This is a genomic window from Exiguobacterium sp. s125 (assembly GCF_018618605.1).
GTDB lineage: Bacteria > Bacillota > Bacilli > Exiguobacteriales > Exiguobacteriaceae > Exiguobacterium_A > Exiguobacterium_A oxidotolerans.
Window position 1 is genome coordinate 1,050,018 of sequence record NZ_JACSMI010000001.1, and the last position, 17,092, is coordinate 1,067,109.

19 protein-coding genes, 1 pseudogene and 1 riboswitch are annotated in these 17,092 nt (G+C 48.9%); of the genes and pseudogenes, 9 read left to right on the forward strand and 11 right to left on the reverse strand.

Annotated features, from left to right (window positions below):
- The first annotated feature begins 210 nt into the window (after window positions 1–210).
- The 5 genes from KNQ05_RS05135 to KNQ05_RS05155 all read left to right on the forward strand — a co-directional run bounded on the left by KNQ05_RS05135 (window position 211) and on the right by KNQ05_RS05155 (window position 5,089).
- Window positions 211–849: a 50S ribosomal protein L25/general stress protein Ctc gene (locus KNQ05_RS05135; RefSeq protein ID WP_214801721.1), complete on the forward strand. Its 639-nt coding sequence runs from the start codon at window positions 211–213 to the stop codon at window positions 847–849.
- An 89-nt stretch (window positions 850–938) separates the two neighbouring features.
- A riboswitch (TPP riboswitch) is annotated at window positions 939–1,037 on the forward strand.
- 99 nt (window positions 1,038–1,136) lie between these two features.
- The gene (locus KNQ05_RS05140; protein ID WP_088837162.1) at window positions 1,137–1,715 is read left to right on the forward strand and encodes an ECF transporter S component; all 579 of its coding nucleotides are present in this window, start codon (window positions 1,137–1,139) and stop codon (window positions 1,713–1,715) included.
- Window positions 1,712–3,277 (forward strand): ABC transporter ATP-binding protein, encoded by a 1,566-nt coding sequence (locus KNQ05_RS05145; RefSeq protein WP_251132442.1) that lies wholly within the window; start codon window positions 1,712–1,714, stop codon window positions 3,275–3,277. The genes KNQ05_RS05140 and KNQ05_RS05145 overlap by 4 nt, the downstream gene beginning before the upstream one ends.
- On the forward strand, window positions 3,243–3,968 hold the full coding sequence (locus KNQ05_RS05150; protein WP_088837161.1) for an energy-coupling factor transporter transmembrane component T family protein: 726 nt from the start codon (window positions 3,243–3,245) through the stop codon (window positions 3,966–3,968). The genes KNQ05_RS05145 and KNQ05_RS05150 overlap by 35 nt, the downstream gene beginning before the upstream one ends.
- A gap of 77 nt (window positions 3,969–4,045) precedes the next feature.
- Window positions 4,046–5,089: an NAD(P)/FAD-dependent oxidoreductase gene (locus tag KNQ05_RS05155; RefSeq protein WP_214804545.1), complete on the forward strand. Its 1,044-nt coding sequence runs from the start codon at window positions 4,046–4,048 to the stop codon at window positions 5,087–5,089.
- A gap of 505 nt (window positions 5,090–5,594) precedes the next feature.
- Here KNQ05_RS05155 and KNQ05_RS05160 read toward each other — a convergent pair.
- Entirely contained in the window at window positions 5,595–6,425 is an 831-nt protein-coding gene (locus KNQ05_RS05160) for an alpha/beta fold hydrolase (RefSeq protein WP_214804547.1), read from the reverse strand.
- Window positions 6,426–6,626: 201 nt separating this feature from the next.
- Here KNQ05_RS05160 and KNQ05_RS05165 point away from each other — a divergent pair, with 201 nt between their 5' ends.
- A complete protein-coding gene (locus KNQ05_RS05165) occupies window positions 6,627–7,847 on the forward strand; it encodes a hypothetical protein (protein WP_214804549.1) in 1,221 nt (406 codons plus the stop codon).
- 3 nt (window positions 7,848–7,850) lie between these two features.
- Window positions 7,851–9,074, forward strand: coding sequence for a hypothetical protein (locus tag KNQ05_RS05170; RefSeq protein WP_214804551.1), 1,224 nt, complete (start codon window positions 7,851–7,853; stop codon window positions 9,072–9,074).
- Here the strand turns inward: KNQ05_RS05170 and KNQ05_RS05175 are convergent, their stop codons facing one another.
- From KNQ05_RS05175 to KNQ05_RS05210, 8 genes and pseudogenes are all read right to left on the reverse strand, one after another.
- On the reverse strand, window positions 9,075–9,305 hold the full coding sequence (locus tag KNQ05_RS05175) for a hypothetical protein (protein WP_029330173.1): 231 nt from the start codon (window positions 9,303–9,305) through the stop codon (window positions 9,075–9,077).
- Window positions 9,302–10,836, reverse strand: a pseudogene (locus KNQ05_RS05180) (IS1182 family transposase). Before KNQ05_RS05180 ends, KNQ05_RS05175 begins: the two are co-directional and overlap by 4 nt.
- A 271-nt stretch (window positions 10,837–11,107) precedes the next feature.
- Window positions 11,108–11,431 carry an antibiotic biosynthesis monooxygenase gene (locus KNQ05_RS05185; protein WP_088837154.1) on the reverse strand — a complete coding sequence of 108 codons (324 nt, stop codon included), beginning with the start codon at window positions 11,429–11,431 and terminating at the stop codon, window positions 11,108–11,110.
- A 68-nt stretch (window positions 11,432–11,499) separates the two neighbouring features.
- Window positions 11,500–12,126 carry a hypothetical protein gene (locus KNQ05_RS05190; RefSeq protein ID WP_214804552.1) on the reverse strand — a complete coding sequence of 209 codons (627 nt, stop codon included), beginning with the start codon at window positions 12,124–12,126 and terminating at the stop codon, window positions 11,500–11,502.
- 102 nt (window positions 12,127–12,228) lie between these two features.
- Window positions 12,229–12,933: a nucleotidyltransferase domain-containing protein gene (locus KNQ05_RS05195; RefSeq protein ID WP_214804554.1), complete on the reverse strand. Its 705-nt coding sequence runs from the start codon at window positions 12,931–12,933 to the stop codon at window positions 12,229–12,231.
- A gap of 1 nt (window position 12,934) precedes the next feature.
- Window positions 12,935–13,423 carry a hypothetical protein gene (locus tag KNQ05_RS05200; RefSeq protein ID WP_214804556.1) on the reverse strand — a complete coding sequence of 163 codons (489 nt, stop codon included), beginning with the start codon at window positions 13,421–13,423 and terminating at the stop codon, window positions 12,935–12,937.
- A 30-nt stretch (window positions 13,424–13,453) separates the two neighbouring features.
- Window positions 13,454–13,738 (reverse strand): hypothetical protein, encoded by a 285-nt coding sequence (locus KNQ05_RS05205; protein ID WP_214804558.1) that lies wholly within the window; start codon window positions 13,736–13,738, stop codon window positions 13,454–13,456.
- 124 nt (window positions 13,739–13,862) lie between these two features.
- The gene (locus KNQ05_RS05210; RefSeq protein ID WP_251132441.1) at window positions 13,863–14,252 is read right to left on the reverse strand and encodes a hypothetical protein; all 390 of its coding nucleotides are present in this window, start codon (window positions 14,250–14,252) and stop codon (window positions 13,863–13,865) included.
- Window positions 14,253–14,411: 159 nt separating this feature from the next.
- On the opposite strand from KNQ05_RS05210, the gene KNQ05_RS05215 reads away from it, so the two are divergent.
- Window positions 14,412–14,795 (forward strand): hypothetical protein, encoded by a 384-nt coding sequence (locus tag KNQ05_RS05215; RefSeq protein WP_029330159.1) that lies wholly within the window; start codon window positions 14,412–14,414, stop codon window positions 14,793–14,795.
- A gap of 156 nt (window positions 14,796–14,951) precedes the next feature.
- Here the strand turns inward: KNQ05_RS05215 and KNQ05_RS05220 are convergent, their stop codons facing one another.
- Window positions 14,952–15,710, reverse strand: coding sequence for an SDR family oxidoreductase (locus KNQ05_RS05220; RefSeq protein ID WP_214804562.1), 759 nt, complete (start codon window positions 15,708–15,710; stop codon window positions 14,952–14,954).
- A gap of 61 nt (window positions 15,711–15,771) precedes the next feature.
- Complete coding sequence (locus tag KNQ05_RS05225) at window positions 15,772–16,218, reverse strand: hypothetical protein (RefSeq protein WP_214804572.1); 447 nt, start codon at window positions 16,216–16,218, stop codon at window positions 15,772–15,774.
- 117 nt (window positions 16,219–16,335) lie between these two features.
- Between KNQ05_RS05225 and KNQ05_RS05230 the strand changes: the two genes are divergently transcribed.
- Entirely contained in the window at window positions 16,336–17,064 is a 729-nt protein-coding gene (locus tag KNQ05_RS05230; protein ID WP_214804574.1) for an SDR family oxidoreductase, read from the forward strand.
- The last annotated feature ends 28 nt before the right edge of the window (window positions 17,065–17,092 follow it).

Consider the following 17,092-nt stretch of genomic DNA (forward strand, 5'->3'; position numbering starts at 1 on the left):
CCGCATCAGCGAGTTGCTTTTACAACCACATGTTTCTCAATATCAGCGTAATGACCTGGGAGAGAAATGCTAACCACTCACTTCGATCTTCATTTTTATGAAATCAATTTGAAATAGCATTCGATGCACTGTCTTGATCCGGAACGATTCGTTCCACTCCTTTCTTCATTACCTTTTGAGGGCTATACCAAATTCAAGGGGGAAATGAACATGTCAGTAACATTAAAAGTAGAAGAACGCGAAGTACGCCCACGCTCACTTAGAAAGCAATTACGTCATGAAGGAAAAGCTCTTGGTGTCGTGTATGGTTACAAAGTGGAAAGTACACCGATTGCCTTTGACGAAAAAGCATTGATCAAAGTCGTTCGCGAACATGGTGAGAATGCACTTGTTGCACTTCAAATCGGTGGTAAAAAAGTCAACACACTGATCAACAAACTCGATATGGATATCTTCACACCAACAATCAAGCACGTTGAATTCATCGCTGTTAAAATGGATGAAGAAACAGAAGTCGAAACAGATATCGTCCTCGTCGGCGAAGCGGCTGGTGCAAAACTTGGTGGATATCTTTCACAAACACTCTTTAAAGTAACAGTTGCAGCTACACCAGATAAATTACCGGAACGCGTCGAAGTCGATGTGACAAATCTTAACCTCGGTGATTCTCTATCGGTTTCGGATTTGCCGGAAGAAAAAGAATACCGTATCGTTACGGAAGGTGACATTCAAGTCGTTGCCGTCGTCGAATCGACACTTGAAGCGGATCTCGAAGAAGCAGATGCTGAAGAACCAGCTGAAGCGACAGAAGAAGTTTCTACTGAAGAACAAACGAAAGAAAAAGAATAATTTTTCTTACCCTCCCCTCGCGGAGGGTTTTTATCTGTATTGACAACTGTCGGTAGAGTCGGTACAGTAAATAGCGTACACACTATATGCACATCCACTAGGGGAGCCCATTGGCTGAGACGATTCACTTCGGACCCTTTGAACCTGATCTAGTTCATACTAGCGTAGGAAAGTGGAGCGGTAATTCGTTCAATTTTTCTGCATGTTTGCAGATTCAGTGACCGCTCTCTTTCATAGAGGGCGGTCTTTTTGTTTGTCTGGTGGTTGTGCCAAAGGGAGATAGGAACATGAACAGTTGGAAAATGAAAGAAATCATCGTCATGATGATGTTGTCGGTTGCTTGCGGGGTACTCTACTTAGGGTGGTCGACATTGTGGTTACCGATTTCCGCGATCTTCGGACCGGTCGGATCGAACTGGATGTTCGGGATTTGGGTCATCGCGAGTCCGCTTGTCGCCTACATCATTCAAAAGCCCGGGGCAGCACTGATTGCAGAAGTCGTCGCCGCGGCTGTCGAATTATTCACGGGGAGTCACTTCGGATTATCGGCCTTATTGATTGGTTTCGCTCAAGGAATCGGTGCCGAAATCGCTTTTGCCCTCTTCGGATACCGGAAGTTCAACACAATGACGTTAGTTCTATCCGGAATGTTCGCCGCAATCGGTAGTATGGTCTATAGTCTTGTCGTCAATGGTTTCGCCTACTATACGACGACGACACTTCTGTTGACGTTTTCCCTTCAACTCGTCAGCGGTGCATTGCTCGGTGGATTACTTGCGAAAGTCATCGTCGATGCGCTCGTCAAGACAGGGACGTTGAACGGTTATGCGATCGGGCGTAAGCGGCGGAAGCCGGATGCAGCATGATTCATTGTAACGACTTGTCTGTCCGCTATCCGGGGCAACATGACAACGTCCTGCACAAGGTGACGGTGACGCTACACGAAGGGGAAACGACGTTGCTCGTCGGACCGAGCGGCAGTGGGAAAACGACGTTTTTACATGTTCTCGCCGGTTTATTACCTGACGCGATCGAAGCCGATGTCAGCGGCCACTGCAAAACGAATGGGACGGTCGGAATCCTTTTTCAAAATCCGGACGACCAGTTCTGCATGCAGACCGTCGGAGCGGAAGTTGCCTTTAGTCTTGAAAATCGCTCAGTCGACCGCAGTCAGATGGATGACCGGGTTGACGCCGTACTGGCACGTGTCGGCCTTGATGTGCCGCTGACGACACCGATTATGCAACTGTCAGGAGGGATGAAACAACGACTCGCCCTCGCCTGCGTCCTAGCCCTTGAGCCGGATATTCTATTGCTTGACGAACCGACGGCGCAACTCGATCCGGCAGGACATCGGGTTTTGATGCAGCTGATTGAGGAACTCCATCACGACCGGACGTTGACGCTCGTTCTGATTGAACATCAGCTTGACCGCTGTGTGACGTTCAGTGACCGGGTGCTCGTCTTCGATCACGGCGGAACGATTTTACGCGATGGTCCGCCGCTTGATGTCTTCGGTCAGTATCGCGATGAACTTGAACGACGCGGCATTGCGACGCCGCTCCTCTACCCGTATGAACTGGAAACCGTGCCCCCCGCTTCTTCCCAGGCGGGGCGGTTACGAAAAGTGACTAACAACCGTCCTCCGGTTCGGCACGACACGACGTTCGCGCTGACGCGCACCGCGTTAGGACGCCGTAAGCAAGTGATTGTCGATAACCTGTCGCTTGCAACACACGCCGGAGAATGGATCATGGTCGTCGGATCGAACGGTGCCGGGAAAAGCACGTTGCTCGAAACACTGGCGAAATTGATTCCGGCGCAAGGCGGTACGGTCCGCTTGTTCGAAAAAGAACTGCGGACATGGAAAAGTCGGAGCTATTACCGACACGTCGGATTCGTCTTTCAACAGCCAGAGCTCCAATTTCTCAAGCAGACGGTCGAAGACGAGCTCGTAATCAGCATGGATGCACCGACGCCGGAGCGGATTGAAACGGCGTTGCAATCCTACCGGTTAACCCATGTCGCCCGTCAGTCGCCCCTCGCCCTGAGCATGGGTCAAAAGCGACGGCTCAGCGTCGCAACGATGTTGTTAGAACCAAAAGACGTCCTGTTACTCGATGAACCGACGTTCGGTCAAGATGCCGAGACGACAAGTCAACTCATCGAGATGTTCGAGCAGGCGCGATTAAACGGGACGACGCTGATCATGGTGACGCATGACATGGAGCTGGTCCACCAGTATGCCGACCGGGTCCTCGTCCTTGGTGACGGGCGACTTCAGTTCGACGGCACACCGGACACTTTGTTTAAAGACGAGACGTTACTCGAGCATAACCAACTCTCTCGTCCGTTATCGTATTTGTATCAGCAACTCGAGGAGGTGAAACGTCGTGCAGGAAAACGACTCCCCGCTCGCACGTATTAATCCGGCACTCAAGCTCGGTGCCCTCCTGTACGTGATGGTGCTCTTGATTGCGGCACCGACGTTACGCGAAACGATAGCCTTACTTTTACTCGCTGCGGTCGGATTGGGCTGCTCCGGTTGGTCACTGTTGACGCTCGCCAAACGGGTCTCCCCCTACCTCGTCTTGTTCTTGCTGACATTTTGGATGATGGCAGCCTTCGGAAAAGGCAGTACGGAAGTTTGGTCATTCGGTTGGTTTCGCGTCACGGAAGAAAGTATCGGTCATGCCTGGTTGATTGCACTGCGGATGCTCGCCTTCGTCTTCCTCAGTTTGACGTTCATCGCGACGACCGACCAAACCCGGTTCGTCATGAGCCTGATTCATCAGTGCCGCCTTCCGGACCGTCTCGCATACGGCTTTTTAGCAGGGATTCGTTTTATTCCGATCTTTCAGCAGGAAATAAGAACAATCCGTCAAGCACGGCGTGTCCGGCAACAGCACTCGATTTGGCCATGGCAGACGTTTTTCGCCATCAGTTTACCGCTTTTTACGAACAGTATCATCCGTTCGGAACAAATCGCGATTGCGATGGAAGCGCGTCGGTTTCAGGCCGAGCGGACGTATTATGTCCGTCCTGTCGTGACGCGTCACGATCAAGTGTTTTTTTGTCTCGTTTGTCTCGTGGCGAGCTTGCTTCGGATTGTCCTATGACATTCATTAGATTAACGCAGACGGATTCAGGGAATCATAGTTTCGGAAGCAGTTAATTTAAAGAAGTAGGTGAAGGTTTGAAACGAATCGTATTAGTCGGGGCAGGTCATGCCCATTTAGAATGTATCAAGGAAGGAACGCATCCGGATGTTGAATGGATCGTCATCAACCCGTCCCGTTATCAGTATTATTCAGGAATGTTCTCCGGTCTTGCGGACGGCACGTATCGACTCGAGGAGACCCGGGTCGATGTCAAAGCACTCTGTGCGCGTCACGGAAAGACATTGATGGAGGACCGTGTCACGCGAATCGATCCGCAAACGAAACAAGTTTTCTGTCAATCGGGTCAAATCATTCCCTATGATGTTGTATCGTGTAACATCGGTTCGAATGACTGGAATGTCTCAGATGCGACGTCACGCGTCACGATCAAGCCGAATTATCAAATCGATCAGGCGCTCCGTCAGTTTAAAGAGGCATCGTCGCCCGTCATCGTCGGGAGCGGTGCTGCTGCAATCGAGATGGCCGCCTCATTCCAATCGGACGGTTGTCCGGTCACGCTCGTCCATGATGAACCGCTCCTCGCAGGACACCCGGCAGAAGCGAGCATCCTTGACCGGTTGGATACGCTGGGCGTGACACGCATCGTCGACCGGTTCGTCTCTCTTGATGAGCAAACCGTCCGGCTCCAGTCGGGCCAATCATTTAAAGCAGATGCCGTCCTGTTTTTAGGTGGCGCGTCAGCGCTGGATTTGTTTAAGGCATCCGGCCTCTATTGTGACGACCGCGGGTTTTTACTCGTCCACGAGACGTTCCAGTCGCTAGAGGACCCTTCTCTGTTTGCCGTCGGCGACTGTGCGACGCTCGCCGCATATCCGAACACACCGAAGAACGGTGTAACCGCCGTCCGGCAAGCACCGGTCTTGCTTGAGAATCTCCTTCGTTTCGTCAATCAGGAACGTTTGCGGACGTTCCGGCCGCAAACGCGTTACTTGACGATTCTTTCGATGGGACATCAGCAAGGGACCTTGCTTTACGGACGACACTATCAGACGAATCATTTGAGCTGGCGTTTGAAACAATGGATCGATCGCCGGTTCATCAAAAGTTATACGACATAAGAACTCGAATTTCGAATGAACTGGGTGTTCGGTTCAAGGCGGAACGTGCACTAAGGTGTCTGCATGTGGAACCTCCTAAAACAGAGAGGTATTCATTCCTCAATCTAGACACAAAAACAGCCATCACATACTTGCGATGGCTGTTTCAGACTGTAGACAACGTGCTATCAGGAAATCAAGCGTCTTTTTTCGTTGCTTTCCTCGGGCGAGGCGCAAGCCGTTGCTCCTTGATCCTAACGGACAACGAGCAGGGTCTTGCCTGCCTCTGAAAGTGCGTTAAAAACGCACTTTTTCCCGTAGGAGTCAACGAAACGTGACGCTTTTTAGGGAATACCGTGAGATAAATCCAAATATGCAGACGGTTTAGAGCGTAATCTGTCTTGAATCGCTTAGAACCGCGAACGATTGCCGCTTTGAATACGAGGTGAGACAGGGAAGCGCATCTCGATATAGAATTTTCAGGCTTCATAACCGTTTGTCTACAGCTTTAACAGCCATCGCATACTTACGATGGCTGTTTTTCGTGTCTTTGATTATTTAAGAAAGCAAGTAATGTATCGTTGAATTTTTCGCGTTCATCGAGTACTGTCCCGTGCCCGCTCTCTTCAAATGGTTCGATCCGTGAGTTCGGGATTCCTTTTTGCATCTCTTCCGCAAATTCAAACGGACAGACTTTATCTTTTTTGCCATGAATGATTAACGTCTCGACGTCAATCTGCTGCAATTCATCCCGTAAGTCTTCGTCGCGCAAGGCGATTGCCGATAAAATCGTGCCGTGAGAAGAGGCTGCGACACTTAAGTTGTGGAACCATTGTGTCAGCGGTTCTGAATGGTCTTGTTCAAAGAAGATTTTTCCGAATCCTTCAAGCATCGCCGGACGGTCTTTTCTCGTATCGGCAATCAAGTCATCGACTTCGTCTTTTGTCATCCCGTACGGGTACCCTTCCCGTTGCGTGAAGACCGGAGCTGCAGCACCCGCAAGAATCAATTTCGAGATTTTGCTCGATCCGTGGTTAAGGAGATAGCGTAACGCAATCCCGCCCCCCATTGAAAAGCCGAGTAACGCTGCGTCTTTCAGTTCGAGCTGCGTGATGACTTGATCGATGTCAGATGCCATCGTTGCATAATCATATCCGCTGGCTGGAGCATCCGATTTGCCGTAGCCGCGGTAATCAACTCCGATGTAACGGTAGCCGGCGTCGAGCAAGGCATTCTTTTGATATTCGAACATGTTGTTATTCGCTGGCCATCCGTGTAACATGACGACCGGTTGTCCTGAACCGACATCTTCGACATAAATTTTAGTTCCGTCAACTGCTTGAATGAATGTACCCATTTGAATAACCCCCGTGTAGTAGTGAAATTCGTGATGATTGAGTATTACCCGTTCTGATAGATTATTAACATCTTAAGGTTAAAGTGAAATGAAAAATAGATAAAATATGGAAAAATATATGGTAAAATAAGTAGAAAACGACGGGGAGGGATTGTCATTAAATCATGGTCACTGGCATTAGGACTGGCCTGCAGTCTCGTCTTGACCGGGTGCGGTCAAGAACGTTTATTGAAGCTTGAGTCCGTACCGGCGTACTGGTCAGTCGAACGTTTTACCGATCATCAATTCGTAGACGATGTATCGACGAAAGAGAAAAAACAATTGTTAAAAACGTGCAAGAATAAAAAGACGACGGCACTGCCCTCATCCTACCGGATCCTTAATACATATGAGATGTACTTTTCCTTAAAAACGCTTGAAATGTATGGAGCTCAAACCGAGGTCTTTTATCTCGCTGAAAAAGAAAACCTGTACCTCGCCTGCCGGTCGCGGGATACGCATCAATTAAAAATTCATCCGGTCGAAGCAAAAGACCATCCGTGGGTGAAGGTAGACCAAGGAACGGACAAAACGCCCTTGCAGACGCCGACATTTTTCCCGGTGACGGAAAAACAACGGACACGCCATGCGGATCAAAATCGTGAAGCGAAAACAGAGGGTGATTTCAGCCGTCGTCTCGCACCCTTCCATAACTTACATATGCCGATTGCAGGACAAATACTCGTCATCCTGACAGAGAACAACAAAGAGCACGTGCTCGTCGATGTCCCGACTTCGTTCATCAACCAGACGACAGACTTTTATTTGACGACGCGTCCGAGCGGGAACGGAGCAAATGCGATATATCATTCGATTACTTTCGAAAGTCCCGGTTGGTACCTGCAGGACCGGATCGTAATGACGACATATGATCAGGAAAAAGTCGACATGACGTACCATCCCTTACCGGAGACACTTACGGCGAATCAAACGATTCCGTATGTGACGTTACGCGCAAAAAATGAGCTGGGCGATGTAGAAGAAAAAACCTTGTCCTTACGCTATCAACCGGTCTATCAGAAGGTGAAGTTATTCGAAATGGACGATGAAGAACGCAATGACGGAATCGAAGGTTTCCTCCATCCGACGATCGAGTCCCTGCAAGAAGGCAATATCCGCAAAATTGGTATCATGCCGGATGAATTATCACTTGCCCTCGCGAACGAACTGAAACAGGTCACCCTCGAGCAACCGCAAGGAAATAAACCGTCGCTTCAGTATTTAACACTCGTCGACAAGGGGAAAACACAAACGTTCACCGTGTATTTAAAAAAGCGTGCCCAGAAAACAGATGTCTACCTGCAAGACACAACCTCGAAAAAAGGTACAAAATTGTCAGGTGAGCTGGCTGCACAGCTCGCGGAACAGATTGAGGGGGAATGAGATATGCGCATACGGTTCGTGTTGGCCCTCTGCCTCGTATTCTTAAGTGGCTGTGCTGAAGATCCGGAACCGGTTCAGTTCAGCTATGTACCGGACCTTTACGATACGTTAAACGTCAGCGACTTTAAAAGTGCCGATCCGAAACTGGGGAGCCTGATTCAAGAAGTCTGTCATCAAAAAAAGGTCAAGCCACCAAAACAGTATACCGTGGGTGACCATTATTACGTCTCGCTCGTCAACATCGGACTGTTCATCGAAGGGACGCGGGCGACGTATATCGAGGCGGACGGTCAACCATACCTTTATTGTGAAGATATGCGGCATCTGCCGACGTTCCATTCGTTAACGAAAAAACAAAAATCGTTTTCAACTTCAGCCTTGAAGAAACCGGTGAAAAAGATCGAAATCAAGAACATTGATCCGAAAAATCGTCAACTGTACAGCCATCTGGTCGATCATGTTCGCAAGTCGCAAATGCAGTTGACACTGCCGACGACGGGATACCTCGTCATCCGGGCGACGAATGATCAGACGAAAGAAACAACCGTCACGAATGTGATGGAATTGACGCCGTTTGCTCACGGGATACCGCACTTCGTATTTATTGATAAGACGTACATGGACGACCGACATCAGATTCGTCCGCACCTGCTGACGGATGGGATCAATCTTCTTTTTGAAGCGCCGATTATCGAGGCGGAAAAACCAGTCAAGGTACGCTTTACACCGGCAGAACCGAACAGTCGGGGTGAGTATGGATTGCTACAGGTAACAACGACATCAGGAGAACGGTCGCGCTATACGTTGACCGTCAGACAGGAGTCCGAGCTACCGCCAGGCATCAAGCTGCTACCAGATGACGACGACAGTTCGGAGTCCCCCCGCCATGCCGTTTTTCATGACCGTCCGTTTCCAAAGGTCGACTACACACAAAAAACGCCATATGACGAATTGAGCGAGCAGGAATTCCTGATGACATCCGTCGAGGAAATGAAGACGTTGACAGGATTGATCAAGCAAAGTCAGGTCGCGGAGAAAAAGGGAAAACTCGCAGAGCGGTCCTATTTGACGCTCTTCAACGGAGATCAAGCACAACAGTATCGGATTTATCTCGATCGACGTGTCAAAAAGACGGATATCTACCTTGAAGACCGGACGCGGAAAATCAGCTTTAAATTGACGCCGGAAGCACGGGACTTACTGCTCGATTCCTATCAGATCAACTGATTAGAATAAAAAATGCTGGGTGACATAAATGAGACAACATACGAGGATGAAGACAATGCCTTCTTGCAACCATTCTGCACGGGACAGCGGTTCCCGCAAAAACGAGGCACAACCGATCAGGATGGCAAAGAAATAAAGATAGACGAATCCACCTGACAGTAAAAAACCGAGAATCAATACCATGCCGAATACTACGGTCATACCGGATACAATCAGTTTCCGTCGCGTCATGCTGTCTCACCTCTGTTGTCCGTTTTAACTCTTTTACCCATTTCTGCGAAAGAACATGTAAAATGCCTGACATCCGAAGAACGGGTGTCAGGCATTTCAGACTGTAGACAAATCCTCATATCCACTTGGAAATGAGGGTTTGTCTTATGTATGCGTAAAAAATATGACACTCCATTAGGATTCCGACTGGAATCCCATGACCAATTGGCCAATTTTTTGAGGTTCAGGGCAGCAAAAGTGAGCATGGTCTGCATCGTTACTTTTTTTAACCCGCGGTAGCGAGTCCAACGCATGCCATGCTTTTCTTTCGCGTCGGCAAAGACACGTTCGATTGTCTCTTTTCGTCGGGCATACAGCTGCCTATTAACCGGTGTGTGGCGAAGGTGCTCGACTTCGTCGATTGCATCTTGCCAGAGATGCCGATGAATCACTTTCTGCATCGTCTGACTTTTCGTACACCGTTCTAGAAATGGACAAGTTTCACAGATTTTTGGATCTGATACGTACTCCCGTCTCCCTTCCCGTGTAGTTGTTCGATAGACAAGCTGCTGATTATTTTCACAGAGATAGCAGTCGTAATACGCATCATTATAAAAGGCATTCGTTTTGAACATACCTTTCACCCCTTTGGGGCGAGTGTAGGGGAAGACTGGCAAAATACACTGTCTGAGAAGTAAATGTACGATGGGGGCGGTTTTATAGGCGGAGTCTGCGACGACTGCAAACGGGACGGTAAAACGGTGGATGATGAGCTCGAGCAAGGGATTTAAAATGATACTATCGTGAATATTACCTGGTGTGACAATTGTCCCGAGTACAAAGCCATTCCGATCACACGCTGTATGAAAGGAATAGGCGAACTGCTTTTCACGCTCCCCCTTCACGTAATATCCTGACTCAGAATCCGTGGTACTCTCCTTCGTCAAACGTCGATCATTCTCGTCCTTCTTCTTGGGGGTAAAACGCTTTTTTCCGTGCGCCTCACGATCATCATTGATTTCTTGTTCCAGTTCATTTTGATAAAAACGTGCTGCACGACGAACATGTTTCTTTTTATATTTCCGCTTATTCGCATTTGCTTTGACGTGTGTCGAATCGATAATCAGGACCACTGGGTCCACGAATCCAGCATCGACGCCTTGGTTCAGAATTTTGTAGAAGATATCTTCAAAAATCGTCGTGTCTTGGAAGCGTCGGACATAGTTTTTTCCGAAGGTTGAAAAATGAGGAACCTTTTCATCCAATCCAAGTCCTAGAAACCAACGATAGGCGACGTTCGTTTCGATTTCTTCGTCTTCCGCATAGAAGGAATACCGAATAAATATTGAAGGAGAGCCATCTTGATTAAGAGAACAGAATCCACGCTAGGTCTTCCGTTATTTTCACAGTACAACTTTTCAACCAATGGATAGATGAATTGAAAGTCCATCACCTGATCGATCTTGCGGACCAAGTGGTCCGCAGGAACCAATTGTTCGAGTGTGACCGTGATGTTTTCAGAACGATGGGGTTGATTTCGTTTTCCCATCATGGGAAACCCTCCTTCGTGGTATATTTCTTTTACTTTATAATATGAAAGAAAGCTAAAAAAGCCTCGATTTCCGATCTAATCGCTTCCTAGTAGAAAGCAAACAGGAGCGACCCTGCAGCGAAGCGAAGCGGCGCGATGTTTGCCACAGGAAGACGATTAGGGAGGAAAGAGAGAGCAAAAAAAGATGGGAGATCACATTCAAGTGACCTTCCATCTAGTTTGTCTACACGCTGAAATGCCTGACATCCGAAGAACGGGTGTCAGGCATTTTTTAGAGATGCGGATGATCGGCGACGACGGCATATTCCGTCACGGCATTCGAGAGGACAAGTGGTTTGACTTCAGAAGTCCCAGCGTCTCGTTTTTTATGGACGCCTTTATATGCTTGGCTCGCTTGCCAAGCGTGGAAATCTGCTTGTTTTCCCCATGTCGTCATGATTGTCACGACATCATGTTCGTCCTGACTAATATCGACGAGCACTTGCATCCGGATGAATCCTTCCATCTGCTCAATCCCTTTTGTCGTCTTAAAGCGCGCCGCAACTTGATCGGACTTCCCTTTGACGACGCGTAGTTGATTCATTACAATCCACATACCGATTCCTCCCTTGTTCACTGCAACTAGTATACCGAACGAGAAGACGAGTGCCCACTCTTGATGCTTCAGTCGATGCTGTTCGACAGGAAGCGGAACCGTTCTGCGCCTGAGGCGTCGACCGCGTGGAGATCAAAGAACAGTGATTTCGAAAAAGCTTGCGGGAGCTTTTGCACCGTATGGAACCGTTCCTTCGTTGCGACGTCAAATGTACGCGTCATCGCTTCGATGGCACGGGTCTCTTCTGCGCCGTTCGTCAACGAGACCTTATAAGGCGCGATCGTCAAATGATCAATCAGGCGACGGTGATTTTCCCCGATAACAATCAAGAAGCGGCCGGCGTCCGTTTCGATGACATCCGCTTCCGCCCACTCTTGTCCGTCGTTTATGGTGCGGCGTGTGACGTGGGTGACGGCGTACGTTGCCTCGTTGCGCCGTAACACAATCAAATAGCGCGTCGTCTGCGTCTCTGCATAAGCGATCGCTTGCGTGTCGCTTAATGTTTCTGTCCAGTAGACCTCTTTCGTCGTAAGCTGAATGGTCGCATCTTTGTTGAAACTCGCGACGACCGCTTGCGGTGTCAGTTCTGGGGCCGAATCCTGGAACGCAGCGGAATGGTTGTCGTGTTGTAAAAATAAGAAACAACCAATCCCGACGAGGAAACTGCTGATGAGCCATACAAGTTGTTTCTTCATGCGATTCTCTCCTTGTGTAAGCGACGGTCCGTTCAACCGATTGATGGTTTCGTCTAGTTCTTTAGCATAACAAAGACCTGCTCGTCGCAACAAGAGCAGGTCTTATGTCCCGATGGAAAATCCATCAAAGTGTCGTCCGCCATGTTGTGTTAGCCACGTCTCGATCAACTGAATGACCGGTTGTTTCTCATCATGACGGAAATAACGTTCGAAAGCATCCGTGAATCGGTCAGCATCTGCTTGACTGAGGGCGGCGAGTTCACGCGGCAACCATTTTCCTTGACCGAGCCAGCGTCCGGATGCCGTTAAGTGAAAGGCAGCTGCTTGATCGAAAAGACGTGTTGCGATGGCGAGTCCTTCCGTCCGATCCTCTACCCCGATGAAGTCATCGAGCAGATCCGTCAAAAAATAGCGATTCTGATTTAATTGTTCAACCGTCCATCGCGTTGGTCCAGCAAGCAATTGGCGCGACGCTTCCGTTTTCAACCGGTCGACGAGTGGATGCACCCGGACCGGCACCGCTTCCGCGACCATCCGTTGCAGCGACGGACGACGACGCGCACGGTCAGCGTCGAAAAAATCACCAATCGTCGCTTCCGTATAAATGAATGCTTCGACGGGGTGTCCTTCATACAGAAACGACTCCCGGTAGGTGCGTGATCCTGTTGGCATGAGGACAATCAGGTCGATGTCAGACGTTGTTGTCGCCCGTCCGCGGACATGACTGCCGGCAATCATTGCAGCTAAGGATTCAGGGAATCGTTCAGCCACCAGTTCATTCGTAAGTGTAAGAATTTCTGGATTCATATCAATCCATGACTCGATCTTGATCTTGGAATAAGGCGTTATCACTGGAGAAAACGGCCACTTCATCTCCCGGTACAGCGACGATTGAGGCCGTCGCTTCGGCGTTCAACCGTAAATCGACCGTCCAGGATTCGTAATACGTATCCGAGCCGTTGACGACGAGTGTCTTCCCGGAACTGAACGTCAGAAAAAGGTGCGGAATCGTTTTTCCGATGCGTACACCGGTAATCCGTTCTGTATGTAAAGTCACAATCAGATGCAACATCTCTTCTTTCGTCATATGGCGGACGACCCAGTCTTTTGACGATTCGACGTCCCCGTAATAGAGGCGATCGGTTTCAATCCGTAACGAAATTTCCGGGTTCATCGTATCGTAGAGATTAATGAAATCCAGGCTGACGAAACTAGCCAAGTGAATCGTCGCGAGTTGGGTTCCGGTTAAGTAGGTCGTTAAAAGTTTTCTCGCAAGTTGATGGTCTTCTTTGTTCATCTGTACACACCTCTTCATGTAAGTTTTAAGTCAGTTCAAGATGATTTCCAGTCCATACATCACCGTCATGAGTCCGGTCATCGTAAGCAGCAGACACACTAACACGATTTGCAGGATGCCGGTATACACGTGTCGCATTTGACTGAGTAGTACGATCGAACAGGCCGACAGCAAAATTCCCAAGTAAAACAGCAAACTGAACGGATCGGCGACGGCGATTCGGAAATAGCCGCTCAAGACGAGACTCGAGACAATCAAATAGAGGATCGAGGAGCTGACGACGACAGGGATCGACCGACGCAATACATGATTCAAGAGCGTACCTCCTCTTAAAAAGAATCTTTCTTCCAACAAATTTACCACATATTAGTAAGTCACGGGAGTCCTAAAGAAAAAAGGAATCCTATCGGTAACGATAGAACCCCCCCTTCAGACCGACTCAGTCTGCTTTCTTTAAGATGTTGAGTAACCATTTTTGCAGGTCTTTTCCACCTTCGTAAAAAGAGCTGTCACGTAATTCAATCGTGTGTCCGCCTTGCTTGATCGCTTCGTTAAACGTATCACCAAGATCGCGGTTTTCCCACTTGCGTTCATCATTCAAATATTTAAAGCCGAAATTACATTCGACATTAAAAATGATATGGAATGGTTCTTTAAATGAATTGACGGCCCGAATCATCTCGAGCAAAATCATCCGCTTCGGTGTCGATTGTTTGATGGTGTCGATCGTCGTCGTCCGACGCCCGTGAAACTCGACGACGCGGACGGCACGTCCCTGGTCTGCTTTAAAATCATAACTTGTCCGGATGGAGACGATAATTTCTCTCATGCTTTCTGTCATACGCTCTCACTGCCTTTCTCTCGCTTTCGAGTATACCACCCCACTCCACCTTCCTTGAAGAAAAAATTTTAGTATTCCGTCCTGAGACGGATTGAATACTACCATATTTTGTATTAAAATGAAGTAAATGACGAAAGGAGCCTTGTTTTGAAACCGTTATTTTCCATTATCCTGACTGTTTGTTTAGTCTTCACAGGGTGTTACTGTTCCCTTGAAGCACGAACAGACGACCCGCACTTCAAATCACGGACACGTTCGATTTCGACGTATCATACATTCGATATTGAATTTTCACATGGACTCCGCGCTGATCAAGTTTCGAACCGAACCGTTACCGTCACGGATTCGACGGGGGAACGGATGCAAAATGAACTCGTTGTCATCGATGGGAAAGAGTTGCGGATTAAACCGCCTCGCTCTGGGTATCGGAAAGGACGACAATACATTATACATATCCGTGACTCGATTGATGCCCGGAAACAATTGAAAACAACGACTGTCCGCGAACGGATTTTTACTGTTGATCGTTAACAGTGAGATTCGTTTTTCTTATGTATTTTATTAAAAAATCGGACTGAACAAGCGTTATTTGCTTTCGGACAAATTAAAAGATGACGGGGATGTCCGTCATCTTGATTACGCTACAGCCTATTGCCCTATTATAGTATATGCTCTCGTCTTATCGGCCTAATAGGCACTCCATCCCCCGTCTGCAACGACGATTGCCCCATTGATGAAACTCGCGTCGTCTGATGCAAGAAACAAAGCGAGCTGTGCGATTTCGTCAGGTTGTCCGGTTCTGGGGTTCAAGCCCATCCCGAGCATCGTCCGTCCCATCCCGAACTCACTGATGTTCGTCATCGATTGTCCGATGTTCGTCTCGACGGCACCGGGCGCGATTCCGTTACAGCGAATCCCTTCTTGTGCATACATGAACGCCGTGTTTTTCGTCAGACCGACAACGGCGTGTTTGGAGGCGGCGTACGCAGCACCGGCACGCGCTCCGTTTAGTCCACCGATTGAGATGTTGTTGATGATGTTTCCGGAACCTTGTGCACGAAATAAGGGAATCGCGAGCCGTATCGTCCGCATGACGGCCGTCGTATTGATGGCGAGAACGCGGTCCCAGCGTTCATCGGTCAGCTCGTCGACCCCTTCCATCCCGTCCATGATTCCGGCATTGTTGACAAGGATATCAAGTTGTCCGTAAGCCGTTAACGTCTCGTCAAACAGTTGTTTGATCGCTTCAGCAGACGTGACATCCGTTTTGATGGCGGTCGCCGTCCCACCGGCTGCTTCAATCGCCGCGACTACTGCGTTTGCCCCGTCCAGCTGAATGTCAGACACGATGACACGTGCTCCTTCTGCTGCAAACCGCTCCGCGATGCTCTTGCCCATTCCGGACGCCGCCCCGGTCACGATGGCCACTTTGTTTTCGAGTCTCATGTTTTTTCATCCTCTCTGCTTAAACACGACGACCTTACTCGTCTTTACCCGTTTCGACGTGTCATTTCACTTCAATCACGAAAGCCGAGTTCCCGTCCCCTTGCTCCCAATCAGCAAGGACATGATACACATAGATTCCGCGCGCATCAGGTGCTTTGAGTTGTTCGCCTTGCAGCGGAACCGTCTGTATTGTCCCTGCATCTTGCCACTGTTCGATTTTTAAATCGTCCGGCGCAGGGCCGTCATGAAAGGCAATCGTAATCGGTGACTCCGGTCGGACCACGGTCGGCTTCAATTTTTCTGTCATTTCGAGCGGGTTCGTGTAGATATAGTCGACACATTGTCCCCGTATGAGACCATGCCAGCAATAGGACCCTTGCTGCGTCGGGATCGTTTGGTTTCCGACCGACACGTCAGGAAGCGGCGGTTGATTTCGGAATGGTTCGATGATGAAAATCAATCCAATCACAAGTAAGATGACGATTAAACGAATCGTCCGTCGTTTCATACGAACCAGCTCCTTTTTTCATAAGTGTCATCCGAAGGTTTGTCCTGCAGCAAAACAGGCAATAACTCAACAGTGAGCATAAATCAGTGAAGCAACTACTACAGGAGGTTATCAATCATGGCTGAAAACAAAGTCGTCATCATTACAGGTGCATCAAGTGGTATCGGGGAAGCCACAGCGAAGTTACTTGCGAAGAATGGTGCAAAACTTGTCCTCGCAGCACGTCGTGAAGAGCGGTTGCAAGCATTAAAAGAAGAAATCGAGCAGCTCGGTGGTCAAGCGGTCTATCAAGTGACGGACGTGACAAAGACGGAGCAACTCGAACAACTCGCGAAACTGGCACAGGAGACGTACGGATCAGTCGACGTCCTCGTCAACAATGCCGGTCTGATGCCGTTGTCGCAACTCCATAAAAACAAGCAGGATGAATGGGATACGATGGTTGACGTCAACATCAAAGGGGTTCTTTACGGAATCGGGGCTGTCCTTCCGTACATGCGAAAACAAAAATCAGGGCATATCATCAACATCTCGTCCGTCGCAGGTCACGAAGTCATGCCGTCAAGCGCTGTCTACAGCGGAACGAAGTTTGCCGTTCGTGCGATTACGGAAGGTCTCCGGAAGGAAGAATCAGTCGACAATAACATTCGCGCGACAATCATTTCACCGGGAGCCGTCGATACGGAGTTAAAAGACCACATCACGGATGAAGACATCAAACAAGGAATCGGCAACATGCAGGCGATTGATGCCGACGCGATTGCTCGGGCAATCAACTATGCGGTCAGTGAACCGGATGATGTTTCGATCAATGAAATCCTGATCCGTCCGACATCACAAAAATAAGGAGTATACAAGAACGGCCGACACATCG